Here is a 26,532-nt window from a genome sequence, read left to right as displayed (position 1 = left end):
TTTATAAGGGTTTTTTTGTTTTCTAATGGTCCACAAACCATGAATAAAAATAGCAGCAATAATAACGCCGCTAAGAATAATTAATGCGTTTCTGAAATTATCTTCCATTGTTATGCCTGTCTTTAAAATGCTTTAAGGGAAAGTCGGGATTTTTATTATATAGAGTAAACTCTAACAGAAACAGTGCCATTTTGTAACATGTTAGTATTGTAATTACGTTTCAACAACCTCTATAATCAATCCATTAATATCAATGCGTTACTTTTATACATGTCTAACTCTGTAAAAAATAATTTTCGTTCCTCGCATACACCTTTCGCTGAAAGTGGTGCGGGGTATTTATTTAAAGGTTTTGAGCTTATTAAATTAAAAGGGATCCGTCGATTTGTATTTATTCCTTTATTAATAAATTTACTATTATTCAGCTTTGCATTCTATTTTTTATTTAAGGAACTCGAACATTACATGACCGTGATAATGGCGTGGCTACCTAGTTGGTTAGATTGGCTTAATGCTATTTTATGGCCAATTGCCGTTATTACAATCCTGATTGTTTTCTCATTTTTGTTCAGTACGGCTGCAAACTGGTTAGCGGCACCATTTAATGGTTTGTTATCTGAGAAAATAGAAAACTTATTAGTGGGTGAACTTTCACCTAACGGCAGCATGTTAGAAATTGTAAAGGATATTCCGAGAACCTTAGCCAGAGAATGGACGAAACTCGCTTATTATATTCCACGTGCTATCGGTTTTTTTATTTTACTGTGGATATTGCCTGTTGTGGGACAAATTATTTGGTTCTTATTTGTTGCTTGGATGATGGCTGTACAATATAAGGATTACCCTTTTGACAATCATAAAGTACCATTTACTGAGATGAAACGAGCACTAAAACAGCAACAAGGCTTGAGCTATAGCTTTGGCATTACTGTTGCCGTATTTTCAATGATTCCCATTGTTAATCTAATTATCATGCCGGTCGCTATTTGTGGTGCTACAGCCCTTTGGGTTGATCATTACCGTGATGAGTTTCATTGTAGTAATTTATAATCAATCACTATCTCGCACTATGTATAAAAATAATATATATTTAGCTAAGTGACTTTAAACCAACAGGAATTGATTAAATGAAAAGAACACGAATAAATAAATACGGCATAGTAGCCTGTGCTATTTTATTAAGTTTAAGCAAGGTAACGCTTGCGGTTGATAATGTTACCCCTATTTCAATTCCTATGGTTGCTAATGCACAGGTTTTCGCAGATTTTACTGATGACATACCTGCGGTTTTAAATTATTTCACCTCTTCTACTAAAGATGAAATTATAGATTTTTATAATCAAAGTTTCGGTGAGTCAATTTTTCAAGAAAAAAACGAGAGCGCCTTACGTTAACCTATAAAAATGAAAATAAAACTATTCGAGTTGTCATTTCTCAGCAAAATAGTAAACGCCAAGTTGATATTCTTGTGGATAAAACACCAGAATAATTTAATAAATAGTTTATATTTTCATTAAACCAAACATGAACATCTATATATTTAGTTAGAGTATTTAATTAAAGATTACTATGTTGCCTAATCTGTTTCTTCTATACTCTAGTTTATCCGTTAATTGCTTATATGTAATCCGTTGTGAGATAAATTGTTATGTGTTTAGTTCATGGTTAAAGTATGACAACTCGTCCAAAAAAAGAAAATAAAAAAGAACTCAGCCCTTGTGTAAGGAATTGTTGTTTGGATCAAAATGACATTTGTGTAGGTTGCTACCGTCACCTCTCTGAAATTATCGGTTGGCGAGATAAGTCAGAAACTCAAAAGAAAGAAATATTAGCTTGCTGTAACCAAAGAAAATGTAAATCCATTACTAACTCCTCAGCTTAACAAGTCTTTCTTTCTATAGCGGCTATTTATACTAACTTCCTCGTTAAACCAATTCTATTATATTTATTACCACCACGGAGCTACATTAGCGACCTTATACCAATCTCACTAACTCTGTGAGCATTTCTATTTGCTAAAATCACCAACTATAACGATATTTATTTAATAATTAGAACAAACAACAGCAGTTGCAATATAGCCTCTCTCTAGTTTAACGAATAACATTACTGTTCGCCTAATACAGACATAACCCATTCCACATTTTCTGCAAAAAACTGTTTATCCGCAGCAGTTGCACTTTGCATTGCTTCTTTCATTTTTTGCATGTTTTTTTCCATATCCATTAGTTGCTTTTCCAATTCAACAACCATTCCATTGGGGGCATTACTTGCTTTCATTTGCGCGATATTTTGTTTGAGCATTTGAGCCATAGATTCGATGTCAACGCCCTGCGGCATACTTTTCATTTGATGGTTCATCAAACCGCCCATAACACGCATAGCTACATCATAATATTCTTCAATATTTGAAAAACCATATTGGGCTAACAATGATTGAATTTGAGGATATGCTTTTGAGTTTTTAAGTTGAGCGATTATTTTATCAGGCTGATTTAAGTCGCTATCTTCAAGTGATGATAATTCAGGAAAATTAACTTCTAAAGCCTCCCATTGTTCTGAAATTTTTTGAAACGATGTAATTAATTCTCTAGTTAATACTTTCTCTGCTTGGCTAACCGCGGAAAAAGTCATTAACACTAACACCATAAATATACTTATTTTGTTCATATTAATTTCCTTTTACATTGCATATTTGTAAAAATTCAAACATATTTTACTTCCATAGCAAGATAAAGTAAAAAGCAACTTAGCGCTATGGTAAACTAACTAACAATATTCGATTTCGTGAACGTATTCACTTAATCATTAGAAACATATAAGTACTTATTCAAGGCACACCATGAAAAAAACATTTTTATTAACACATAAAAAAATTAAAACCCCAAGACTGATTGATTCAATTAAACACGAAGTAAAAAAATACCTGAAAAGAGAAAGAAATAAGCCATTGCCTGAAGGTGCTGATTTTTGGGATTTTGATTGTAAATACGGTCACAATGAAGAAACAGCAGCGGTTGTTCACGTATCAGCACTCAATAAAAGTATTGATGATGCGGTTCAGCATGAATTGGAAAGCTTTTATTTGGAAATATTAGCTAAACCGGCTAATAGAACCGTTAAGCCTTTAGAAGAATAATCTTATTTCGCTGTAAACTGGTATTATTACTAAGTTGATTGCGTTTTATTTCTTAAGTTTTTTGTTGCTTTTTTAGGAATATAAAACTCACAAGCTCCTCGGGTAGCTATAGTGGGCTGATCCCAAGCCCCACAAATGTCTTTTTGATTTTCAGGAGTTCTGGTGAATTGTTGGCATTTTCCACATCGGTTCATGAGTCACTCCATTAAGATAAGTAAATTAAAATAGATAAATTAACACTGAAGGCACAACAGAGTAAGTGTAGTGAATTATTTCTGATGTTATTTTGATCATCGTCAATAATAGTTAATTTTATACCCGTTTCATTAATTAAGTGATCTATTTTATACGTATAAAAATTTGCCAAATACAATGCATTTATTTCAATAACGAGTTGTTCTAATGATTAAATAAATAACGAAGTAGTTGGTGATTTTGGCAAGTAGAAATGATCACTTAGTTAGTGAGATTGCTATTACACACGCTAAAAAAGAAAAAAGCGCTAAACAAGCGCTTTTTTTATTTTAAAATTATCCGATACGACAATAACTAATACGTTATATATAACTAGCTTCCATGAATTATACGTTTTGCAATCAAGTCTTCAACAACGCTAGGGTCAGCAAGCGTTGATGTATCACCTAAACTATCTACGTCATTCTCAGCAATTTTACGTAAAATACGACGCATAATTTTGCCTGAACGTGTTTTAGGTAATCCTGGAGCCCATTGTAAATAATCAGGTTTAGCAAAACGACCTAATTCCTTGGCAACAAACTCTTTTAACTCTTTGTTTAGTTCATCAGATTCTTCCGCATTCGCCATTAAGGTAACATAGCAATATACGCCCTGACCTTTAATTTCATGCGGATAACCAACTACAGCAGCTTCAGCTACCGCAGGATGAAGCACTAGTGCACTTTCAATTTCAGCTGTTCCTAAACGGTGTCCTGATACGTTTAATACATCATCAACACGACCTGTAATCCAGTAGAAACCATCTGCGTCACGTTTCGCGCCATCACCTGTAAAGTAATTACCTGGATATTGACCTAAATAGGTTTGATAGAAACGATTATGATCGCCATATACTGTACGTAATTGACCTGGCCAACTAGCTGTCATGACTAATAACCCTTGGTTTTCACCTTCAAGAGTATTACCGTCTTTATCAAATAATGCCGGTTGTACACCAAAGAAAGGTTTACCTGCACAGCCTGGTTTCATATCGACAGCCCCAGGCAATGACGTAATTAAAATACCACCCGTTTCTGTTTGCCACCATGTGTCAACAATTGGACAGTTGCTCTTTCCAACAACTTCGTAATACCAATGCCATGCTTCAGGGTTAATCGGCTCACCTACTGAACCCAATAAGCGTAATGACGACAGGTCAGATTTTTCAACCAGTTCATTTCCCACACTCATTAATGCACGAATAGCTGTAGGCGCGGTATAGAAAATATTAACTTTATGCTTTTCACATACTTGCCAAAAACGCCCTGCATCCGGATACGTAGGTACACCTTCAAATACTAATGTTGTAGCACCATTAGCTAATGGGCCGTAAAAAATATAAGAATGACCCGTGATCCAACCAAAGATCTGCTGTACACCAATAAACTTCGCCTTCTCTGTAATCAAATACATATTTATGGGTCATGGCTGCATATAAAATATAGCCACCACAAGTATGTACAACACCTTTAGGTGTACCTGTAGAGCCAGACGTATATAAAATAAATAAGGGATCTTCCGCATCCATTACTTCAGGCTCACAAACGGTAGGTAAATTTGCTACTGCATCGGCGTAGTTAATATCTACTTTATCGTTCCAAGGAACATCGCCACCCGTACGAGTAACAACAATCACTGAGTGCACATCAGGGCAATCAGCTACAGCAGCATCAACGTTCAATTTAAGTGGAATATGTTTTCCACCACGTACTGATTCATCAGCAGTGATGATTACTTTACATTCAGCATCAAGTACACGGGCTTTTATTGATTCAGTTGAAAAACCACCAAAGACAACAGAATGAATTGCGCCAATACGGGCACAGGCTAACATGGCATAACCAACCTCAGGTATCATCGGCATGTAAATACAAACACGATCACCTTTTTGAACGCCACGTTCTTTAAGTAGGTTAGCAAAACGACAAACATGATCATGTAGTTCTTGATAGGTTACTTTTAAATCATCGCTTGGATCATCACCTTCAAAGATAATAGCCGTATCATTAGCTTTAGTCGCTAAATGACGATCGATACAGTTATAGCTAACATTAAGTTTTGCGCCTGAAAACCAGTTTATTTCTGAGTTTTTTAAATCGACCTTACTAACACTATCCCAAGGTTGATACCAATCAATAAATTCTTTAGCTTGCTCCCCCCAAAAAACATCAGGCTGCTCGATAGACTGCTTATACATTGCATCATAAGTTGCACTATTAATATAAGTATGCGCTTTAGCTTTTTCTGAAACAGGATAACAAGTTTTTAATTCGTTCATGGATTATTCCTTCTGGGGTTAACCACCCAATATGATAATTATATTTTTTACTTTATTTAAATAAGTAAGATTGAGTTAATGCTAATTTTTTTACGTGAGTTTTTATATACGCCTTTAGTCTTAAAGTAAAATAGCAGCCCACTACTTTAGTACTATTTTAGTAGTATAATACACTGTAAACCTGAGACAAAAATTATATGTACTTATACGCTATAACGGCTTTGTATCATAGAAAGTACTAGCATTGCTAGCTAGATTAGGTGGGGAGATTTTAAAATGAGTTATTACGTTAATAAATATTAATTATATTGAATATTAACATTAAAAAAGCGCCCGAAGGCGCTAATAAATTATATTTCGACACTCAAACTAGTTAAGCATAGCTAAACGAAGTTGTTGTTGCCTTTCAAAAACATCTTGTTCTCGCTCAACATATTTAACCCATTGTTGAGCTGTTTTCTTAATTTTAGGTAAATTTTCAGCAATAATAAAGGCGTCTATCGACTTAGAGAAATCTTTTAAATTAAAGTTTGCCATGCCTTTAGCTAAATACATATTACCTAAGTATTCTGGTTTAGTTTCGCCTTTACTTTTCATAATTGCTTTATCCGCAGAGGCGATAGCTGACTTCCATTGCTCAGTATTTAAATAGGTTTGTGCTAATAAGGCATCATATTTTCCACTATCTGAGATGGCCGATAACTGCTTTAGAACATTAATCGCCTTATTTGACTCTTTAGCGTTAAGGTAAGCACGAGATAATAAAGCTAAGCTATCCTCTTTCGCAACAACAGTGCCCTGTTCAATGGCTTCATTCAATAAACTAGCCGCTTTAAAGGGAGCACCATGGAATTGATATAATTGAGCAAGTGTCATGATATCATTTGATTTAGTGATATAACCCGCTTGATAAGCCGCTTCCATTACTGCTACTTGCTTTTCTTCATCACCTATTTCGCCGTACATGCCCGCAAGTTGTATCCAATATTGTGGTTTACTGTATAAACGTACTAATTGTTCCATCACTTTGGTTACTTGCTTGGGCTGATTCAATTCATAATGGGTTGCACGTTGTAAAACAAGCCAGTTTTCTTTAGGTTGTTTATTGTCTGCTTTGGCAACATTTATTGCACTTTCTATATGCATCAAGCAATCGACATACTGCTTATCTTGATAATATATTTGTGCAAACAGCATTTCTTGATTAGCTGTTAGTGATTTTGTGTTCACTTTTTGCCATGCTTGCAAATGCAATAATGCATTTGCATAGTCTTGCTTCTGCATTGACAATTGCGCAAGTGAATAGCGTGTTGATATAAGTAAACTATCTGGAATAGCGCTTTCATTCGCGATTACTTTTGTGAAACTTGCAATCGCATTATCAATATCTTCATTAGCATAATACATAAAACCATAAAAATTATAGAGCATGGCTTGTTCGTAACCATTCAAATTATCCAGTTGCGACTCCACCTCATTTAATACGGCGAAGCCTTCCTCTTTATTTCCGTCATCGCCAAGCTTTTGTGCTCTAGCAAGTTGAGTGTATACACGATTTCTCATCGCAGGTACTTTTTTGCTAGTTCGGTAATTTTTATGTTCTTGTTGTGTATTCGCTTGTTCTGTATCAACTTGATTATTACTTTTTGCCATCACATTGTTTGATGAAAATAGGACAAGCAAACTCAATGTTGACGTCAATAATAGGGTGTTTGTAATCTTCATATTTCCTCCCATTCACTATTTATTTGTTAAAGTTAGACTATCCGTCTATTTCAAAACTAATTTTATTTTGTACTCCGGAACAGCCATTGCTACACCATCAACAACTCTAGGTTTGTATTTAAACTTAAGCACAGCATCAAGGGCAGCACGATCAAATACACCTTCTGGCTCTGCATGTACAACCATAGGATTTGTTACAGCTCCTGTTTTAGTCACAGTAAATTCAACAACGACAAAACCTTCAATTCCTCTGGCTTGTGCTCTTCGTGGATAAACGGCTGCCACTTTAACAATAGGTAAATAGTCACCATCACTGCTATCTAAATTCAAACCACCAAATAATCCAGAATCTGCTTGAATATCCGCAACAAAACTACTTTTGGCTGCATTCGCGTTTGGATTACTTTGCTGCATAGGTGGCGTTGTCATCTGTGGAGGGGGTTCTTTCGGTTTAGCCGGCTTTTGTACTTTGCGTTCTTTTTTTACAACAGTTTCATCTTTTTTCAAGCGAATAAAATCAAGAACATTACCTTTAATAGGTTCCTTCATGACATCATTACCGCCGGAATAAGCTTCTGCATACCCCAAAGTAATATAAAAGTCATGCTCAGCGCCAAGGCACCAAGAATAACATAACGCACACCACTACGCACTATAATTGTAGACACGTAAACTCCTCCTATTTTCGCTATGCATCTTGCGCAGCAATAGACACATCAAACACACCGGCAGCGCGCGCTGAATCCATGACCTTGATTAGAGTATCTGTAGTCGATTTTTTATCCGCTTGAATAACAACGGTTCCTTGTGGATTTTCAGCCTTTAATCGTTCAATATTTGCTTGTACGCTTCTAATATCAACTTTACGTTTGTTGATCCAAATATCACCTTTATCACTGATAGCTACTAGGATATTAGCACGCTCTTTTTTCACTGCTGTTGCCGCTTCCGGTCGATTAACATCTATTCCGCCTTCTTTTACAAAAGAAGCTGTAACAATGAAAAAAATGAGCAAGATAAAAACCACATCTAACATGGGAGTCATATCAATTTCTTCTTTTTCTTCTTGCGCTTGTAGCATTTTATTTAAATGACGCATTTTTTATTCCTACTTTGTTTAATCCACATCCCTAATCAATAAATGATTAGGGATATTTACCTTTTAACCATCGTTTGGTTACAAGGTTTAATACATGGTTTAATGCTTAACAATTAAGCTATCTGCTAATAACTCTGTTTCTTTTTTTGCATTTCGTTTGATCCAAGCTACGGTAAATACACCAGACAATGACCCGACCATACCGGCCATTGTCGGAATAGTAGCCCGTGATACACCTGAAGCCATTGAACGGGCATTGCCACTACCTGAAATAGCCATAACATCAAAAACTTCAATCATGCCCGTTACGGTTCCTAATAAACCAAGTAATGGACAAAGCACCACAAGCGATTGAATCAGTACTATATTGCGATTAAGTTTAGTGGCACCGCGCGAAATTAACGCAGTGCGTATTTGCTCACTGTTCCACGAAGTATGCTCTGCTCTGTTTTCCCATGTTTTAATCAAATGTTGTTTAACAGTTTTATAGCTCAATGATATAAAAACAAAGCGTTCAAAAATCATTAACCACATGATGAAAATAACAAAACCGATCACAGTCAACACTTGGCCGCCAGTATCCATAAACTCAATTATTGCATCGTACATTTCGGCTAAGGCAATCACGTTTTATGCTCCTTGACCTGCTAATGCCGCGTTTTCAGAACGCTGAGCAATTATGCCTGTGCTCTCTTGTTGTAAAATATTTATAATATTTTTACTGCGACTATTTAAATAAGCGAATAGAAATACCATTGGAATCGCAACGACTAAGCCCAAAACTGTTGTAACTAATGCTTGGGAAATACCACCTGCCATTAATTTGGGGTCACCTGTTCCGAACAAAGTAATGGCTTGGAAAGTATTAATCATGCCCGTAACTGTTCCCAACAAACCAATAAGCGGTGCAACAACTGAAATGATTTTAATTAGGGTTAGCATACTTGAAAGCTTGGGTAACTCTCGTAAAATTGATTCTGAAAGCTTTAGTTCTAAGGTATCAATATCTATACCTGGGTTGTTGTCTTTTACTTGCATCACTCGACCTAAAGGATTGTCATCCGAGGCTTTATCAGATTTAAGTTGGCGATTAACTTTGGCGCCCACCGACACTAAACTAATGAAGCGTACCAAGGCAATAAGTAAACCAACCGCGCCAATACCTAAAATGATATAACCAACAACGCCCCCTTGGTCTACCCGCTCACGCGTGTCTGGCGCTTGTACGAGTAGGCTTAATATTGAACCGCCCGTTGGATCTAATGCAAAAGCCGTTGTTTCTTTACTTGAGATCAAGGCATCCACAGTAGATAAATAACGGTTAGTGGGGTTGTCGAATTAATTCTGCTACCGTGCCTGTTTCATCTATGTATTCTAAATATTTTCCATTTGCTATTAAGTTAAATCCACCGACACGAGTAACATCAGTGTTTTGGCGTTCACCATTCGCTAGCACTATTTCACGCTTGAATGTATGAATTTTTCCGCTTTGAGTCATTTCTCGTTGCAATTCAAACCATAAACGTTCTATTTCCTCGATAGAGGCTAATTTGCTGCTTGACCCCATACTTTGAGCAAACTCATTTAAAAATTCACCGCGATTAGGTATTTGTGCTGATATTACCGAAGTTTGAAATTTACTTTGCGTGTCGCCCGACACTTGTTGTAACACACCAAACAACTCTTTTAATTCACCTAAACGATTATCTAGCGCATCGGTTTTATTTGCTAACTTAATTTCATTCTCAGCAAATGATTGTTCTAGAGTAGCACTCAGTTTAATCGCTGAATCTCTTTGACTTTTTATATCGTTGAGTAAGGATTGTTGTTCGCTAACCTTGGCTTTAAATTCAGCTTCGCGTGATATGTTTTGTTTAGATTGTGCAATTTTTCCTTGCTCAAGCTGACTTAATAAATCATCTAAATTGGTCGCTTGTTGCGCCATGCTTACGCTACTTACTACCGTAAGCGAGAATGTTAGCGCTGTAAGTGTTTGTTTGCAGCGTTGATTAAACGTTATTAACGATTTAACCTTATTTAAAATAATCATGATTATTACTCTTCTATAACTTGGCTTGGATGTTGGTCAGTGGCACCATGATCAAATCAGGTGCTAATTGTTTTCGCGCAATACGAAGGGCTTTATTGACACCTAAACGGTAGTCTTGTGACAGCGTTTGCCATTGATTCGTTGATTCACTCCATTGACCCAATTGGCTGCCATCACGTGTTTGATAAATTAAACTAACCCGACCCACACGTAAAAAATCTACATCCATCTCTTGCCCCTCTAGGGTTAAAAGACCGCTATAAGCTTCTATCGTACGTCCGTAATCGACTTCTACTTGATAAGCTTCTAATACGCGACGGAACTTTTCTGCAACAGAAATATCTGCACGTACCATCATAGTATTTAAATCATTTAATCGTTTACTACGCTCTTGAGGTAAGAATGGCACATCAAGTTTGACAAAATTCTCTAATGTGGAAATCATACGTGCCATTAAAGGAGAAACTTGACGTTCAATAACACTCACTTCTTCCATAGACTTTGCCAGTTGAGCAAGCTCGGTAATTTGGTTATCAAGTTGTGCTTGCATTTCTTGGTTATATACATTCAAACCATCAAGTTCTTTAGTGACAGTATTAAACTGCTGTAATTTAGTTTGTACTTGTTCAGTAAGACTATTAACTTTTAACTGTGATTTTGCCGCTGATTGATTAATTTTTTGTCCTGCAGCAACCACTTCTTCAAGTTGTGTATCTTGGTTAGCACTTGCATTTAGCACAGTAATAGCGCTAAGGCTAAGCATTAAGCTTGCTTTGGCAAGGTGTGATAATTTCATCGATTTACCTATCTCTTGTCATAAAATAATTGAGGTAAGTTTAACGAGTAAATGTGACACTTAAGTTATGAAAATATGACGCTTACATTTCAGTATTGTTTCACTTTTATGAAATATTGCTTAATGGAATTTATTTGAACTTTCTAAAATCAACCAGATCAACGCTGTTATAGTGTAATTTTTGGCGTAAGTTATGCGACATAACGAATTCCCAATTTAAAATATTGATTAGCTCAAATTTTAATGGCTGCGTCAGGCTTATAGAGAGTAGCAAGGGATTCAAGCTAAGAGATTCTAGCCATGCACATACATGGCTACATATATAATAGAAATATTATTGAGCAATGTGATTAGCATTGCTAATGATGAAATCGAGTGCCCCTTTTATTGCTGCAACTTGTGCAAGTATACAGTTTTCAGCATCAGACTTAGGGCTATCAGGATAAACTTCGGTAGTTGTCACAAACTTAGCATCCGTTAGTCCTGAACAAAGCCCTAGCGCTTTAGCGGCATAATTAATGACACCAAACTGTGCTAATGGCACCCCGATAAGTTTGCCACTTTCATCTGCCGGGGCAATATGAGTAACCTTTTCCACTGCTTTAATGATTGCTCTTTGAAAATGCTCTTGAGGATTAAGTGTATCACCAACTAAATAAAACCCGTCTGGAATATTCCAATTTTTTTGCTCAATCGCATCACGTGCTGAAAGTGCAGGCCTAAATACTGTGTTGTCCGTATCTGTGGTTTCATGCAGATCAATATGGACAATAATTTCGGTATTAATAGAAGATATAAAGGTCATTAAATTGGCCGACTCTTCTGCCGAACTATTAGCATAAAATGAACGATTTGGATCTATCGCTTTAGGATTCCATCGATTAATCGTTTCATAGCCCCATGGACTAACACAAGGGACAACAATGAGGTTAAATAATTCACCGTAGGTAGGGTTATGATTATTAGCCTTAGTTAGTGCTTCATTTTCTAAAAAACGCAGCGCACCTTGTACCCCACTTGTTTCATAACCATGTACACCTCCGGTCACAAGTACTGTTTTTTTATCACTTCGCCAATGCTTACTTTTTAATGCAAATAAAGGATACCGTTTTTCATCAACAGGTAAAGCCCCATATTCAACGATATCAAAATTGGCAGATAACTGGATAATTTTACTTATAACCTCGTTTTGGTATGAGCGTTTTATGGTTTGCTGCTCAAACCATTTTAGCTTTTCAGCTTGGTTCCATTTTTTTCCGAAAGTACCAATTGAATTTTCAAGGTTATTAGTCATATTTTACCTGTTTACTTTGTGGTGTCTTTTGCTTATACCGATCTCACTAACTATGTGATCATTTCTACTGGCCAAAATCACCAACCACTTCGTTATTTATTTAATAATTAGAACAACTAGTTATTGAAATAAACACCTTGTATTTGGCAATTTTTTCTACGTATAAAATAGATCACTTAATTAATGAAACTGGTATTAGTTATGGTTATCGGCCAAACAAGGTTAACTTGCTTAGCATATTTACTTTAGAGGTTACTTAGAATCTGCACGACCCATAAATTTATGCTCACTGGTATTTACTTTGATTTTATCGCCTTGGGAAATGTGCTCAGGTACTTGTACAACTAAACCTGTTGATAATGTTCTTGGTTTTGTACGTGCACTTGCCGATGCGCCTTTAATAGACGGGTCTGTTTCCGTAATAACTAAATCAACACTCGCAGGTAGATCAATACCCACAGGGACATCATCAATAATAATCACTGATAACCCTTGAGTTTCTTCGTTGATGAACAACACTTCGTCAATGATACTGTCTTTGTTTAAGTTATAAGGCGTGTAATCTTCATTATCCATGAAAATATACTCTTCACCGTCGATATATGAAAACATTGTTTGGGCGACGGCTTAAATCGGCTAAATTCAACATATCTTCAGCTTTGAATGTTTCATCAACCTTGCCGCCAGTAACAACATCGTATAAACGCATACGATATAAACTTCCACCGGCTCTACCTTGCGGTACTGAGCGTGTTATATCTCGAACAATTAAAACTTTACCATTGTGCTCTATCGCAGCATTTTTTTTAATCTCACTCGCCTTTGGCATGAGAAGCTCCTTTAATTATACCTAATTGAAACATTGAAAAATAAACGACGAAAATACCACGAATTAACACTAATGCAAGCAATGGATCGTTTAATTAAGTTAATTTATGTCGCAACAAATGTAACCATCCAAAATGAATTTCACAATTTACATGTGCGTAAATAACAAAATAGGATATCAAATTGTAAATAATAAAAAAGGCTAGTATAAATAAATATACTAGCCTTTTTCAAAAAACAAGTGTTCTTAAGTTAATTTCTTACTCATAAGAACGTTCTAACCATGCAATCTGTAGCTTCAATTCAGCAATTTCATTGTTCGCATCAGCTAACTGTTGTTGTGTGTTTTTTTGTTCATTAATGCCATTATCAGCATTCAACTCAGTATCTTTTGACATATTACTTCTATCCTCGTGGGCCATATAACCCCCTCAATATTGGTTGCTAGGGTTGTATTATTACATACCGAGTTACAAAAGTAATAGTATTCGTCAATTATTATTAATATTCACCTAATTGATATTGATATAAGCCCCTTTATTAATGTCAATTAATGCTGTGCAATTATTTATCATCTCAATAATATCTACTACACCATCTACCACATTAGATCATCTGGAATTTGGTAATCAGCATAAGGATCATCTTCATCAATAAAATCATCTGCCGTCATATCGTTTTGAACTAACACAACATTTTTATCTAATTCTGCTAACTGGTCCGCTGTTTCTCGCGTTACAAGGTAGGTAACATCGTCGAGACCACATAAAGACAAACGACCATTAACTAATGCTTTATGTGTTGCAAGATCTAACGATAATTTTTTGATTTTACTACCAAAGGTATAATTATAGTCATTATCTCCCCCAACATTTTTTATTTGATGATGTGTTAAAATTTGTTTAATACGTAACACTTGCTCTTTGTCAGCTAATTGCTGTTTTTTCAACGCATTTAACGCGTTATCTTTTTCTTGTTTTTCAATTTTAGCTTTTGCCAGGTCTTGTTTAACTTGCTCTTGTAATGTCGCATCATGCCGGACGCCACTACGTTTTTGCTTATTTTTTTTCGTTGATCTGAGTTTGCTTGACGTGCCTTTTGTTTGGTTGTTAAACCGGCCTTTAGTAATTGTTCTTGAAGTGATGCCATGATAATTTTTTAACCATATTTGTTGATACACAGCGGTTACAACACTGCTGTTTATGACTATTACTGAGGCGTTATTCTATCAACAAACACTAAAGAGACAAACACTAAATAACAATGAATAAGCTACTGACAATAGTTAGTGTGATTGGTTTAAGGGTATATTGGTTAAAGAGAGATAGTAAATGAAGTGAAATTATTGTAATAATCCCTTAACTCAAACGGTTAATCTATGATTAAACAATAAAAATAAAGCTAACACTTTATAAATTTTTTCTATATTAAAAAAGTGTTATTTAACTAACTGAATATGTGGTTCATTTTTGATAGCATTCGTATTCGTGTTTGTATTTGTGTTTGTATTTGTGTTTGTATTTGTATTTTCAGGCGGTGTAATCAGTACATCTTTAGTTCTCGATTCACCATTTTGATATCGATGATAAGAGCATTGTTTAAGACCCATATTATAACAAAAATCATTAAAAATCTTAAAGTCGTTACGCGTAAAATTTTGACCTTCTTGAGTTAATAAGCCATCAATATACATGCCATCGCCGTTAATATTGCAATTAGCAATAGCTGAATATGGCTGACCATACTCGGCAACTTTTAACGCCCTCACCATTTTAACTTCAAAAATCCAATCCCCAATTTGTACATGTTTTGACATTGATTCTGGTTCTGTCACTTAAAACTCCGAAAACGAAACACACTAATAACTGATCCAGAATTATAACATTCGAATAACCTTAAAATCTAAATAAAAATAAACTTTTTTATTCATGATAATTATGATTAAAAAACATACACTTACATACACAACAGATTCAGTTTCCAATAAAAACAACAAAAGCTTCGCTAGTATGAAGTAATAAGTTATTCTTTATTTCACTTATTACCATTATTTTTCAACATTTTTTACTATGTTATGCTAAACAAAAAACTTATAAAAAAAATCATTATCTCTATATTACTGGTTAGTTCTCTTGTAATTGCTTCTGTCGCCACATGGATTTATAGCCAAGTAGAAGGCGCCTTACCTATTTTAGAAGGTAAAAAAACAGTCTTCGGCTTAAGTAAAAGTGCGACTATTGAGCGAGATGAGCAAGGTATTGTTACAATTAAAGCCAGTAACCGCTTGGATGTTGCTGTTGCTACTGGCTTTGTTCATGCGCAAGAGCGTTTTTTTCAAATGGATTTATTAAGGCGCAATTCCGTGGCGAATTATCAAGTTTATTTGGTAATGCCGCTCTTAATTACGACAAGTCAATTCGCGTTCATCGGTTCCGAGAAAGAGCGATAGAAATTGTTAAAAATTTACCTGAAGATCAAAGAGCCTTATTAAAATCTTACACAAGAGGTGTGAATCAAGGGTTAAAATATATAAGTTCTCATCCTTTTGAATATCTATTATTGCAACAAGAACCGACACTGTGGAGTGAAGAAGACTCGATTTTAACGGTTTTTAGCATGTACATTGATTTACAAAACAAAGACGGGGTACGTGAACGTACATTAGGATTAATGAAGGCTATTTTATCAGCTGATGTTTATGCATTCTTAAATCCTAAAGGCAGTATTTGGGACGCGGCAATTGATAACAGTCATTATAAACCCTCCCCCATGCCAAAAAATGCTTGGCCGTCAGCATCTAGTGCCAAACAGTCACAATCACCACTTATAAATGCTATTGCCTCACATGGTATTGATCATATTAGTATTGATCAAAATGATATACTACAACAATATCAAGTCGGAGATTTTCCAGGATCGAATAATTGGGGAATATCAGGCAAACTTACCAGTACAGGCAGTGCCATGATTGCTAATGATATGCACTTAGGGCTACGAGTTCCAAATACTTGGTTTAGAGCACGTTTTGAATACCCTACAGCTAATCAAAAAATCAAAGTGGGCGGTGCCACGTTGCCTGGTGTGCCTAGTATGATTGTTGGAAGTAATGGTCATATTGCTTGGGGATTCACTAATAGCTACGGTGATTATAATGATGTGATCAAACTTAAAAGCATTAATAATGATCAACAATACATGACCCCAAATGGTGTTGAAAATTTCAATTTTCATAAACAACTTATTGCCATTAAAAACGAAAAACCAGTTGAAGTGATTATAAAAGAAACTATTTGGGGACCGGTTATTGGTAAAAACCATCAAGGCGAACTCCTCGTTTTTCGATGGGTTGCTCACGACAAACATGCCGTGAACTTTACCTCAACAGAATTAGAACGTGCTACACAAGTTTCGCAAGCATTCAATATCGCCGCGAGGAGTGGTATGCCTGCACAAAACATGCTTGTCGGAGATAAAACGGGTAATGTCGAGTGGACGATTATGGGGCCTTTACTTAGAAAATTCGGTGACGTTGGTGAAACTCCAACCTATTGGCATACCAAGAGTAATGGTTGGGTCACGTTACTTATCTCCATCGGAGTACCCCCAGATAATGAATCCTGATAATAATCGCTTGTGGACAGCAAACGCTCGTGTTGTGGGTGGAGAAATGCTAGATAAAATTGGCAATGGAGGTTATGCCTTAGGCGCACGGGCAAGTCAAATTCGTGATGATTTGTTAACCCTTAACACATTTGATGAAAAATCTTTGTTATCAATAGGTTTAGATGACCGAGCTGTATTTTTAAAGCCTTGGCAAAACTTTTTACTTACCAAAGTACTTAATGAGCAAGCATTAGCTGAACATGCTGAATTCAATGACGTAAAAAACGTATTATCAAATGATAAAACACTCAGTGCGAGTATCGACTCAGTAAGCTATCGTATCGTCAGAAACTTTCGTATTAATGTGCGGGATTTGATTTTTAGTGAACTCAATACAACATTAAACAATCTAAACACTGCTTTTAGTTTCAGAAGTATTCAAAATCAAATAGAAGTACCTTTGTGGCAATTAGTTAATCAGCAACCAGAAAATTTTCTCATGCGACCATTAAACAGCCGGCAGGCTGTTTTTAATCAAGCATTGCAAAAAACGATTAATGATATGACAACCTTAGCGTCTGGTGAAAAACAACAACTGGCTAACGCAACATGGGGGCAGCAAAATACGACAGAAATCAAACATCCGTTAAGTAATGCCATACCTTTTATTGGAAGGTGGTTAGATATGCCGGCAAAGGCTCTATCTGGTGATAGTTTAATGCCGAAAGTACAAGGGAAACGTTTTGGTGCATCACAACGTATGGTAATCTCTCCTGGACACGAAGAAACAGGAATTTTTCATATGCCTACTAGCCAATCAGGGCATCCATGGAGCCCATTTTACGGTAAAGGACATGCTGATTGGGAGCAAGGAAAACCTTCTGCTTTTTTACCAGGAGAAACCAAATACACATTAACATTACTTAGCTATTGATGCTCAGTTAACCGTAAATAATACAACTAAAATATTATAAGGAAAAAACATGACGATTTTAATTTGGTGTTTATTTATCGCCGCTTTATTACCCTTTTTGGCCAAAGTCCCTGTTGCGATCGCAATGAACAAATTAGGCGGATACAATAACAATCATCCCAGAGAACAACAAGGTAAGTTAACTGGTTTTGGGGCTAGAGCATTAGCCGCTCATCAAAATGCGTTTGAATCCCTCATTATTTTTGCCCCTGCTGTTTTATTAGCCATGGCAACACATAATACGGGAGATAATATTGCACTGCTTGCTGTTGTTCATGTGTGTGCTCGTGTGGTGTACAACATTTTTTATCTGATGAATATTGATAAGCTTCGTAGCTTAGTATGGTTTGTAGCAACTATCTGTAGTTTTACTATCATTTTTCATTGTATCCCTTAAAATTGTATCTCTTAAAATGGTATTGAATAAAAAAACGGTCTAAAGAAACTATTGACATAAATAAGCCAAGCTCGATAGAGTAAGCGCTCTAGCCAATTATTTAATTAAAACCTTCATTTATAGGGTTTTTCTTTAGCATAATAGTAAAAACAGCAAAATAGGAACTAAACGTGGGCGAAAAATTAGATTTAAACGAAATACGAAAACAAATAACAAGCTTAGACAAAGAGTTATTAACTTTATTTGCTAAACGTCGTGCGCTCACATTAAATGTTGCTAAAAGTAAAGTACAGCAAGTTAGACCAATTCGTGATCAACAACGCGAACAAGAGTTATTAATTCGTTTAATAAAACAAGGTAAAGAACTAGGTTTAGACGCACATTATGTGACCAGTATTTTTCAAAGTATCATTGAAGACTCAGTGTTAAACCAACAAGCGTACTTACAAAGCTTAGCTAACCCTGATATTCAAACGCCTACTGTTAGCGTTGCTTTTTTAGGTGACAAAGGCTCTTACAGTTATCTAGCAAGCCATCGATACTTTTCTAGACGCGCAGAAAAAATCATAGAATCTGGTTGCCAAAGTTTTAGTGAAATTTTACAACAAGTCGAGTCAGGCCAAGTTGATTACGGCATGTTACCTATTGAAAACACAAGTTCTGGAAGCATTAATCAGGTTTATGATGTATTGCAACACACTAATTTGTCAATTGTTGGGGAAATTACCCGACCCATTGAACATTGCTTACTTACGGCAGTAAATACGAGTTTAGAAAACATAAAAACCATTTACGCCCACGGGCAACCTTTTGCTCAATGTAGTAATTTTTTAGATAAGCAATCCGGTATTCGTATTGAATATTGTGATAGCACGGCCGATGCCATGCTTAAAGTGTCTGAGTTAAAAGATAAAACTATAGCTGTCATTGGTAGTGAAGAAGGTGGCCATCTATATCAATTACAAGCATTAGAGAAATCAATCGCCAATCAAAATGAAAACCACTCTCGCTTTATTCTTGTGGCAAGAAAAGCCGTTGATGTTGCCGAACAAATTCCGGCGAAAACAACTATTATCTTAGCCACAGGCCAAAAAGCAGGTGCTTTAGTTGAGTGTTTATTAGTACTTAAAGAAAAAGGGATTAACATGTGCAAACTGGAATCTCGTCCCATTCAAGGCCGACCATGGGAAGAAATGTTTTATATTGATGTTGAAGCCAATTTAAAAAACTTTGCCTTACAAGAAGCAATCAGTGAAATTACCGAACATACCAATTTCATCAAAGTATTAGGTTGTTATCCGATAGAACATATCAACCCAACAAGTGTACCAAGTAACGCAATTTAAATCGTTGAATTTATCTCCGTATTATTTACCGCCTACGTAATTTAAAATACATAGGCGGTTTGCTAACTATCTTGTTAAATTCCCCCTCTTTGCTGAACATCATCTTTCCTTAATCTGCCTTTGTTCTTAACGCTAAAGCTTTTTGTTCTTTCGCTATTTCATTAGCAATAGCTTGTGGAGATCCCGTGTTCTGACAAAGCCAATAATAAGCCCCTGGCACAATAAACAAAGTAAAAAGACTTGCCAATGATACACCCGCAAATATAACCACACCGATAACCATTCTACTCTCAGCCCCAGGGCCTGAAGCTAACACCAAGGGCACGGCACTAATTACCGTGGTAAATGTCGTCATCACAATGGGCCTTAGTCGCTGTTGTGCTGCATTAATTAGTGCTTGTTCAAACATCACACCTTTATCACGTAATTGATTAGCAAATTCAACAATTAAGATACCATTCTTTGCCGCTAAGCCAATCAGCATTACAATACCTATTTGACTGTAAATATTTAAACTCATCCCCATCAACTCAAGGCCGGCAAAGCTCCCACTAGCGCTAATGGCACGGTTAACAAAATAACAAATGGATGAATAAAGCTTTCAAACTGTGCTGCAAGCACTAAAAAAGTAATCAATAATGCTAAAACAAACACCAATAAAATAGAACTGCCAGATTCTTTTAGTAACAATGACTGACCTTTGTAATCTATTTGTGCCTCTTCGGGTAGTTGTTGATCCGCTATATTTTTTAGAAAATCTAAAGCATCACCTAGTGCATATCCATCGGCTAAATTGGCGGTAATTGTGACGCTACGCAAACGGTTATAGCGGTTTAATCGTGATGAGGTTGCTTCTTCAGTTATATTAATTAAATTAGATAAAGGAATCAGCTCATTTGATGTTGGTGAACGCACGTAAATATTGTCAATATCAGCAGGACTACGATATTGTTCTTCATCACCTTCAATAATTACATCGTATTCTTCTCCCCGTTCAACAAACGTGGTAACTCGGCGTTGCCCTAACATTGTTTCCAATGTTTCTGCAATATCACCAACAGGAACACCTAAATCATAGGCTCTATCACGATCTATTTTCACCATTAATTGTGGATAGGTTTCTTTATAGTCGCTATTAATAGAAGTAAGGTTTGGATTTTTTTGTGCTGCTTCAATCACAATATCGCGCCATTTTGCTAGTTCACTATAGGTATTTCCTTGCAACACGAAAGCAACAGGCGAATCACCTCCACCACCGCCAATACCACGACGCATCATAGCAAAAGCTCTAACATCGGTAATACTGTCTAATTCTTTATTTATTTTGCCAATAAATTCAAACGTGTCAAAACTACGTTCTCCCCAATCAGGCATTCCTACAATGGCAACGCCGCCAGTACCACCAAAGCCAGGCACTCTAACAATCACACGGTCAAGCTCGTCTCGCTTTTTATATGCCAGTAGTTTGTCTTCGATAGTTTGCATATTTTTAACGTTATTTTCATAACTTGCCCCTTCTGCACTTTGCATAACAATAAAAAGATTACCTCGATCTTCCTTAGGGGTATATTCTGACGGCAATTGCATAAACAATAAATAAACAGCAACAAGCGACAAGGCGATAATACTGATAATAAGAATAGGTTGATGGATACTTTTTGATAACGCCTGAGCATACGAAGCTTCAATTTTAGAAAATTTCCTATCTAAAAACTGACCAAATGAAGAACTACGTTCTTTATGTTTCAACATTTTAGAACACAACATCGGGGTTAACGTTAAAGCTGTAAGGCTTGAAAAAACGACCGCAGCAGCAATAGCAATCGCAAACTCTGTAAATAAACGTCCAACATTTCCCGATAAAAACACGAGCGGAACAAATACGGCAACTAAGACTAAGGTTGTTGCAATAACTGCAAAAGCCACTTCTCTACCACCTTCGTAAGCGGCAATTAATGGCGGTTGACCGTTTTCTATTCGACGGTAAATGTTTTCTAGCACAACAATCGCATCATCAACCACTAAACCAATAGCTAAAACAAGTGCTAATAAGGTCAATAAATTAATCGAAAATCCAAACCAAGATAATGTCATCATTGAACCAATTAAGGCTACAGGTACAGTAAGCGGAATAATAGTGGCCCTAATATTTCCTAAAAATAAGAAAATAACGCAAACAACCATTATCATGGCAATAACCAAAGTATTGTAAACCTCTTCTATAGAGCCTTGTATAAAAACAGAAGAGTCGTAACTATTGGTTATGGTTGTTCCCATCGGTAATGAATTTTGTACTGATAACATTTCTTTACGTGCTGACTTAACAACTTCTAAGGTATTGGCTTTCGACTGTTTAATAATACCTAGCCCAACCATATTCTTACCATTACCTCGAAACATGTTTTCATCATCTAAGGCATCAATACTCACTTTGGCTATATCTCCTAACCGCACAAGAGAATTGTCATTAGCTCGAGTTACAACCATGTTTGAAAAGTCTTGAGGTGTTAAATAACTTCGTTGAACACGAATAGAAAAGTCTCTATCAATTGATTCAACTCGCCCTGCCGGTAACTCAACATTTTCACTGCGAAGCGTTGATTCAATATCTTGAACGGTAACATTGCGCGCAGCCATCGCAGTTCGGTTTAACAATATTTTCATGGCGTAAGTACGACCACCACCAAGACGGACACGTGCAACGCCATCAACTACAGCAAAACGATCAACAATATACCGATTTGCATAGTCAGTTAACTCCAACGTGGTCATTGACTCACTTTGTAAAACAAACCAAACAATAACGTTTTCATCATCGTTGGCTTTAAATACTTCAGGTGGATCAGCTTGTTCGGGGATATTATTTAACGCGCGAGAAATACGATCACGAACATCATTCGTGGCCGCATCAATGTCACGATCTAAATGAAATTCAATGGTAATATTGGAACGCCCTACTCTCGAATTAGACGTAATGGATTTAACGCCTTCTACACCACTAATTCTATCTTCAAGCACTTGCGTGATTTTTGTTTCAACAATCGCAGCAGAAGCACCTGGATAGTTTGTATTAATACTAACGATTGGTGGGTCAATATCTGGATACTCTCTCAGTGGTAACATTAAAAAAGCAACGATACCAAAGGTAATAATGAGTAAGTTTATAACAGTGGCAAAAACAGGTCTTTTAACAGAAATATCAGATAAAATCACTTGGCTTTATCCTCTAGGCTTGGTGTTTCCTGTGAATTAATTATGGTTACTGATGTACCATCACTTAATTTAAGTGCCCCTTCAATAACCACAAGATCATTTTGATTCACCCCTTCAAGTATTTCAACAAAGCCAGGAAGTCGCCTTCCTAAACGTATACTTTTGCGCAAAACACTTTGTTCTTCATTACCTTGTTGAATAATAAAAACAAAATGTTGGTCTTCAATTGGAATTATGGCACTTTCTGGTAATTGCAGTAAGGTTTCAACTTGTCTTACAACTTCAATATTAAGCAACATGCCAGGTCGTAAAGCTAAATCATCATTGACTATTTCAGCGCGTACTTTTAACGATCGCGTTACAGGATTAATACGTGTATCAATAGAGGTGATTTTACCTTTAAACTGTTGGTTTTTATAAGCCGAGCTAATGGCAATAACTGATTGTCCATGCTTAATCGTCGTTAAATAACGCTCTGGAAGGTTAAAGTCAACTTTGACCAAAGATAAATCATCCAGGCTTGTAATAACACTTCCCGCGTCTATATAAGCACCAAGACTTATTTCTCTAAACCCTAAAATGCCATCAAACGGCGCTTTAATTGACAAGTCATTTAATTTAGTGCGCGCACTTTGTAATTGTGCTGCAATTGCTTTGGTTTTAGCTTCTTGTTGGTCCACTAATGACTTAGACGTTGCTTTTGAAGAAAGTAAATCTTCAAAACGTTTTAACTGTGCCGTTGATTCAGACAAATTCGCTTCTAATTCACTTACTTTAGCCAATTCTTCTTGGCTATTTAAATGAACTAGTACATCACCCTTTTTTACTAGTTGGCCATCTTCAAATAAAATCTGATCAACTAAATCTGAGTATTTACTACTAATTAGTACTTGCTCATTAGCCCTGGCTGTACCTATTGCTTCAATACCATTATTAAATTCAGTCCACTGAGGTGTTGTTACTTTAACTGAGACAACACGTTTGTATTCTTTTGACACTTGCTCGCCTTTTGGCCATTGAATATAAATTATCAACGCAACAAGTAAAAATAAAATAAGAAATAACGGTAATCGGTTTGCAATAAAGTTGTCTTTAGGCATAAATGAAAATCTCGACTTGGTATAGTAAGGATGCATCATGATTATAACGTAAAGAATCGACTATGGCATTTACCCTACCGTCAATTTACCTTAAAATATCAACTATTAATCGCAAATAGAGAACAAGTCTTGAATAAACTCGCCGTTATTGCTTTCACCTTATTGTTATTTTTTAGCACCATGCTTTGGTATTTAGCCAATAGTTCTCTCAATGAATATTTAGCTAGCCAAATCACATTGCAGGGAAATTATTACACTGGACAAGAAACGACTATTACCCAGGCTGATTTTGCAGCCGATTCTGGTATCGCAACATTTAAAGGCATTAGCTTAGTAAATATTGGCCACTATCAAGCTAAAAATGCCCTCACTATTGATGAAGTGTCTGTTGAATTGTCACCAACACAAAAACAAACAATGTTAACAGCGGTGCATAAAGTTACCGTGAATAAGCTTACCTTAAATATAGAAAAAAATAGTAAAGGAACGAATATAGAGCAAATTATTAATAGCATTACCACAAAACTCGCGAATGATTACCCTCAGCAATACCCACAAGTAAGCGCTAAATTGTATGCTGAAAGTCATCCTAATCTTAATGCCGTTGAATATAAAAATGAACACCCACAAGCAGGCCCTATTATTGAACACACTAAAGATAAAAAAACACGAGGTAAACCTCAGCAAAAAATTAAAATATCGACAATTTTGATCAAAAACTTAGTGATCAATTCAATCGAGTCTGGCGTCAGTAAAACAACAAATATAAATAATGTAAATTTAGCTGCCATAGGTGAACAAGAAGGCTTAAGTTTAAACCAAATAGGCGGCGAAATATTACTTCGCTTACTTCGCGCTAACCATGCGCGCTAAAAGCTCAAAAAATGCCTGATAAAAAAAAGCCGATAATAAGTTCATTATTATCGGCAGAATACTCAATAAAAAAGAGCATCGTAAGGGAGAGTTTTACAGCACGACTATCACGTCATTACTTTTCCATCATATAGACTGTTTTCTTTTCTAGGTATTGCTCAAGACCAAATTTACCGTCTTCGCCACCAAAACCACTTTGTTTCCAACCATTGTGGAAGCCTTGATGTTGTTCACCCATTCCGCGATTAACATATACTTCACCAACGTCTAATTCGTTGATTGCTTTGTTAATGTCGAAAAAGTTTTTTGTATAAATATAAGCGCTTAAGCCGTAAATACTGTCGTTACAGAATTTGATAGCTTGGTCCATATCTTTAACTTTAATAATAGGTAAAACAGGACCAAAGGTTTCTTCGTGTACAGCTATGTTGTCTTGTGCAACGTCAACTAGTAACGTAGGTTCATACCAACAACCGCCATCAAAACCAGTAACAGTAGCAGTTTTACCACCCGTCGCTACAGTTGCGCCCTGCTTAATGCTTTCTTGTACGATGTGATCAATGTTTTCAATTTCACGTTGATTACACTTAGGACCCATTTGTGTATCAGGGTTCATAGGGTCGCCAACTCGAAGCGCTTTAACTGCCGGTAAGAATTTGTCCATGAATTTTTCATAAACACTTTCTTGAACATATAAACGTTCAACACAAGTACAAACCTGACCACAGTTAGCAAAACGCCCCCAAAGAGCGCCTTCAACGGCTGCGTCTAAGTCAGCATCTTCCATTACAACCATAGGTGCTTTACCACCTAGCTCTAACATTACCGGAGTCATGTATTCAGCAGACGTTTTGTAAATTTGCTTACCTGCGGCTGTAGAGCCTGTCATGGTGATCATTTTAGTAATTGGGTTTTCGCATAATGCTTGACCAACAACTGAACCAGAACCATTAATCACGTTAAGCACACCGGCAGGAATACCCGCTTCGTTAGCGATACGACCTAATTCGGTTGTTGCTAAAGGCGTTTCTTGTGTTGGCTTTAATACAATAGTATTTCCAGTGATTAATCTTTGGACCAATTTTACGACCGGCAAGTGCCAACGGAAAGTTCCAAGCAGTAATCCCCACTACAACACCACGTGGTACCTTGTGGATGTAAATTTTTTCGTCTTCGTTATCTGAAGGAAGAATATCACCTTCAATGGTTAACGCATGATCACAAGCGTAATCAATAAAAGTAGCGGTAACGTCTACTTCCATTTGTGCAACAGATAACAATTTACCTTGTTCAGCCACTAGCATAGGTGCAAGAATATCTTTGTTTTCACGAATTTTATTGGCAAAGTTACGAAGAATACTTTGGCGTGTGCGTGCTGTTAATTTAGCCCATTGTTTTTGAGCGGCATCAGCAACTTCTAGTGCATGTTGTGCATCATCGCTACATCCTTTTGGAATAGCGCCAATCACTTCACCTGTAGACGGACTTAAAATATCAATTTTACCGTCTACTTTTGATGAAATATATTCACCATTAATAAAGTTTACATCGTTATGAAATTTGTACGTTGGAATAGTCATG

Annotated in this window: 18 protein-coding genes and 8 pseudogenes; 9 read left to right on the top strand and 17 right to left on the bottom strand. The window is 36.3% G+C overall.

The window, feature by feature from the left end; all coding sequences use genetic code 11:
• The first annotated feature begins 270 nt into the window (after window positions 1-270).
• The 3 genes from cysZ (at window position 271) to L3081_RS22590 (ending at window position 1,882) form a co-directional block, all read left to right on the top strand.
• A complete protein-coding gene (cysZ, locus tag L3081_RS22600; RefSeq protein WP_242288528.1) occupies window positions 271-1,050 on the top strand; it encodes a sulfate transporter CysZ in 780 nt (259 codons plus the stop codon).
• Between the two features lie 77 nt (window positions 1,051-1,127).
• Window positions 1,128-1,394: a hypothetical protein gene (locus tag L3081_RS22595; protein ID WP_242288527.1), complete on the top strand. Its 267-nt coding sequence runs from the start codon at window positions 1,128-1,130 to the stop codon at window positions 1,392-1,394.
• Window positions 1,395-1,672: 278 nt separating this feature from the next.
• The gene (locus tag L3081_RS22590; protein ID WP_242288526.1) at window positions 1,673-1,882 is read left to right on the top strand and encodes a DUF1289 domain-containing protein; all 210 of its coding nucleotides are present in this window, start codon (window positions 1,673-1,675) and stop codon (window positions 1,880-1,882) included.
• 224 nt (window positions 1,883-2,106) lie between these two features.
• Here L3081_RS22590 and L3081_RS22585 read toward each other — a convergent pair whose 3' ends face one another.
• A complete protein-coding gene (locus L3081_RS22585; protein WP_242288525.1) occupies window positions 2,107-2,670 on the bottom strand; it encodes a hypothetical protein in 564 nt (187 codons plus the stop codon).
• A gap of 172 nt (window positions 2,671-2,842) precedes the next feature.
• On the opposite strand from L3081_RS22585, the gene L3081_RS22580 reads away from it, so the two are divergent.
• Window positions 2,843-3,139: a DUF6172 family protein gene (locus L3081_RS22580; protein ID WP_242288524.1), complete on the top strand. Its 297-nt coding sequence runs from the start codon at window positions 2,843-2,845 to the stop codon at window positions 3,137-3,139.
• A gap of 29 nt (window positions 3,140-3,168) precedes the next feature.
• On the opposite strand, the gene L3081_RS22575 is transcribed toward L3081_RS22580, so the two are convergent.
• The 13 genes and pseudogenes from L3081_RS22575 to L3081_RS22510 form a co-directional block, all read right to left on the bottom strand.
• On the bottom strand, window positions 3,169-3,333 hold the full coding sequence (locus tag L3081_RS22575; protein ID WP_242288523.1) for a hypothetical protein: 165 nt from the start codon (window positions 3,331-3,333) through the stop codon (window positions 3,169-3,171).
• 373 nt (window positions 3,334-3,706) lie between these two features.
• Window positions 3,707-5,654, bottom strand: a pseudogene (gene acs / locus L3081_RS22570) (acetate--CoA ligase).
• A gap of 369 nt (window positions 5,655-6,023) precedes the next feature.
• Complete coding sequence (locus L3081_RS22565) at window positions 6,024-7,379, bottom strand: tetratricopeptide repeat protein (protein ID WP_242288522.1); 1,356 nt, start codon at window positions 7,377-7,379, stop codon at window positions 6,024-6,026.
• Between the two features lie 37 nt (window positions 7,380-7,416).
• Window positions 7,417-7,984, bottom strand: a pseudogene (locus tag L3081_RS22560) (energy transducer TonB).
• A gap of 83 nt (window positions 7,985-8,067) precedes the next feature.
• Entirely contained in the window at window positions 8,068-8,478 is a 411-nt protein-coding gene (locus tag L3081_RS22555; RefSeq protein WP_242288521.1) for an ExbD/TolR family protein, read from the bottom strand.
• Between the two features lie 99 nt (window positions 8,479-8,577).
• Entirely contained in the window at window positions 8,578-9,105 is a 528-nt protein-coding gene (locus L3081_RS22550) for a MotA/TolQ/ExbB proton channel family protein (protein ID WP_242288520.1), read from the bottom strand.
• Between the two features lie 3 nt (window positions 9,106-9,108).
• Window positions 9,109-10,528, bottom strand: a pseudogene (locus L3081_RS22545) (MotA/TolQ/ExbB proton channel family protein).
• A gap of 13 nt (window positions 10,529-10,541) precedes the next feature.
• Window positions 10,542-11,324 carry a DUF3450 domain-containing protein gene (locus L3081_RS22540; RefSeq protein ID WP_242288519.1) on the bottom strand — a complete coding sequence of 261 codons (783 nt, stop codon included), beginning with the start codon at window positions 11,322-11,324 and terminating at the stop codon, window positions 10,542-10,544.
• A gap of 334 nt (window positions 11,325-11,658) precedes the next feature.
• Window positions 11,659-12,618 (bottom strand): M14 family metallopeptidase, encoded by a 960-nt coding sequence (locus L3081_RS22535; protein WP_242288518.1) that lies wholly within the window; start codon window positions 12,616-12,618, stop codon window positions 11,659-11,661.
• 252 nt (window positions 12,619-12,870) lie between these two features.
• Window positions 12,871-13,447: pseudogene (efpL, locus tag L3081_RS22530) on the bottom strand (elongation factor P-like protein EfpL).
• Between the two features lie 259 nt (window positions 13,448-13,706).
• A complete protein-coding gene (locus tag L3081_RS22525; RefSeq protein ID WP_242288517.1) occupies window positions 13,707-13,844 on the bottom strand; it encodes a hypothetical protein in 138 nt (45 codons plus the stop codon).
• A 200-nt stretch (window positions 13,845-14,044) separates the two neighbouring features.
• Window positions 14,045-14,626, bottom strand: a complete 582-nt coding sequence (locus L3081_RS22520) for a DUF2058 domain-containing protein (RefSeq protein WP_476728559.1) — start codon at window positions 14,624-14,626, stop codon at window positions 14,045-14,047.
• Between the two features lie 258 nt (window positions 14,627-14,884).
• Window positions 14,885-15,280 carry a hypothetical protein gene (locus tag L3081_RS22510; protein ID WP_242288516.1) on the bottom strand — a complete coding sequence of 132 codons (396 nt, stop codon included), beginning with the start codon at window positions 15,278-15,280 and terminating at the stop codon, window positions 14,885-14,887.
• A 240-nt stretch (window positions 15,281-15,520) separates the two neighbouring features.
• Between L3081_RS22510 and L3081_RS27470 the strand changes: the two are divergent.
• From L3081_RS27470 to pheA, 4 genes and pseudogenes are all read left to right on the top strand, one after another.
• Window positions 15,521-17,067: pseudogene (locus L3081_RS27470) on the top strand (penicillin acylase family protein).
• A complete protein-coding gene (locus L3081_RS27465; RefSeq protein WP_274620707.1) occupies window positions 17,057-17,983 on the top strand; it encodes a penicillin acylase family protein in 927 nt (308 codons plus the stop codon). Before L3081_RS27470 ends, L3081_RS27465 begins: the two are co-directional and overlap by 11 nt.
• Before the next feature lie 49 nt (window positions 17,984-18,032).
• Window positions 18,033-18,419, top strand: a complete 387-nt coding sequence (locus L3081_RS22495) for an MAPEG family protein (protein ID WP_242288514.1) — start codon at window positions 18,033-18,035, stop codon at window positions 18,417-18,419.
• Window positions 18,420-18,589: 170 nt separating this feature from the next.
• A pseudogene (gene pheA / locus L3081_RS22490) lies at window positions 18,590-19,762 on the top strand (prephenate dehydratase); the annotation flags it as partial.
• Window positions 19,763-19,874: 112 nt separating this feature from the next.
• Here pheA and L3081_RS22485 read toward each other — a convergent pair.
• Window positions 19,875-22,978 (bottom strand): annotated as a pseudogene (locus tag L3081_RS22485) (efflux RND transporter permease subunit).
• Window positions 22,975-24,117, bottom strand: a complete 1,143-nt coding sequence (locus tag L3081_RS22480) for an efflux RND transporter periplasmic adaptor subunit (RefSeq protein ID WP_242288513.1) — start codon at window positions 24,115-24,117, stop codon at window positions 22,975-22,977. Before L3081_RS22480 ends, L3081_RS22485 begins: the two are co-directional and overlap by 4 nt.
• On the opposite strand from L3081_RS22480, the gene L3081_RS22475 reads away from it, so the two are divergent.
• Window positions 24,109-24,951, top strand: coding sequence for a hypothetical protein (locus L3081_RS22475; protein ID WP_242288512.1), 843 nt, complete (start codon window positions 24,109-24,111; stop codon window positions 24,949-24,951). The two genes, L3081_RS22480 and L3081_RS22475, sit on opposite strands and share 9 nt — an antisense overlap.
• 115 nt (window positions 24,952-25,066) lie before the next feature.
• Here the strand turns inward: L3081_RS22475 and aldA are convergent.
• Window positions 25,067-26,531 (bottom strand): annotated as a pseudogene (gene aldA / locus L3081_RS22470) (aldehyde dehydrogenase).
• Between the last annotated feature and the right edge of the window lies 1 nt (window position 26,532).

The sequence above is a fragment of the Colwellia maritima genome (genome assembly GCF_022669015.1).
Taxonomy (GTDB): domain Bacteria; phylum Pseudomonadota; class Gammaproteobacteria; order Enterobacterales; family Alteromonadaceae; genus Colwellia; species Colwellia maritima.
This window is presented reverse-complemented; position numbering and strand designations above follow the sequence as displayed.

Bases quoted from the DNA above. Each gene is read 5' to 3' on its own strand.
- cysZ (WP_242288528.1), top strand. From the start codon at position 271: ATGTCTAACTCTGTAAAAAATAATTTTCGTTCCTCGCATACACCTTTC.
- L3081_RS22595 (WP_242288527.1), top strand. From the start codon at position 1,128: ATGAAAAGAACACGAATAAATAAATACGGCATAGTAGCCTGTGCTATT.
- L3081_RS22590 (WP_242288526.1), top strand. From the start codon at position 1,673: ATGACAACTCGTCCAAAAAAAGAAAATAAAAAAGAACTCAGCCCTTGT.
- L3081_RS22585 (WP_242288525.1), bottom strand. From the start codon at position 2,670: ATGAACAAAATAAGTATATTTATGGTGTTAGTGTTAATGACTTTTTCC.
- L3081_RS22580 (WP_242288524.1), top strand. From the start codon at position 2,843: ATGAAAAAAACATTTTTATTAACACATAAAAAAATTAAAACCCCAAGA.
- L3081_RS22575 (WP_242288523.1), bottom strand. From the start codon at position 3,333: ATGAACCGATGTGGAAAATGCCAACAATTCACCAGAACTCCTGAAAAT.
- L3081_RS22565 (WP_242288522.1), bottom strand. From the start codon at position 7,379: ATGAAGATTACAAACACCCTATTATTGACGTCAACATTGAGTTTGCTT.
- L3081_RS22555 (WP_242288521.1), bottom strand. From the start codon at position 8,478: ATGCGTCATTTAAATAAAATGCTACAAGCGCAAGAAGAAAAAGAAGAA.
- L3081_RS22540 (WP_242288519.1), bottom strand. From the start codon at position 11,324: ATGAAATTATCACACCTTGCCAAAGCAAGCTTAATGCTTAGCCTTAGC.
- L3081_RS22535 (WP_242288518.1), bottom strand. From the start codon at position 12,618: ATGACTAATAACCTTGAAAATTCAATTGGTACTTTCGGAAAAAAATGG.
- L3081_RS22525 (WP_242288517.1), bottom strand. From the start codon at position 13,844: ATGTCAAAAGATACTGAGTTGAATGCTGATAATGGCATTAATGAACAA.
- L3081_RS27465 (WP_274620707.1), top strand. From the start codon at position 17,057: ATGAATCCTGATAATAATCGCTTGTGGACAGCAAACGCTCGTGTTGTG.
- L3081_RS22495 (WP_242288514.1), top strand. From the start codon at position 18,033: ATGACGATTTTAATTTGGTGTTTATTTATCGCCGCTTTATTACCCTTT.
- L3081_RS22475 (WP_242288512.1), top strand. From the start codon at position 24,109: ATGCATCATGATTATAACGTAAAGAATCGACTATGGCATTTACCCTAC.
- L3081_RS22480 (WP_242288513.1), bottom strand. From the start codon at position 24,117: ATGATGCATCCTTACTATACCAAGTCGAGATTTTCATTTATGCCTAAA.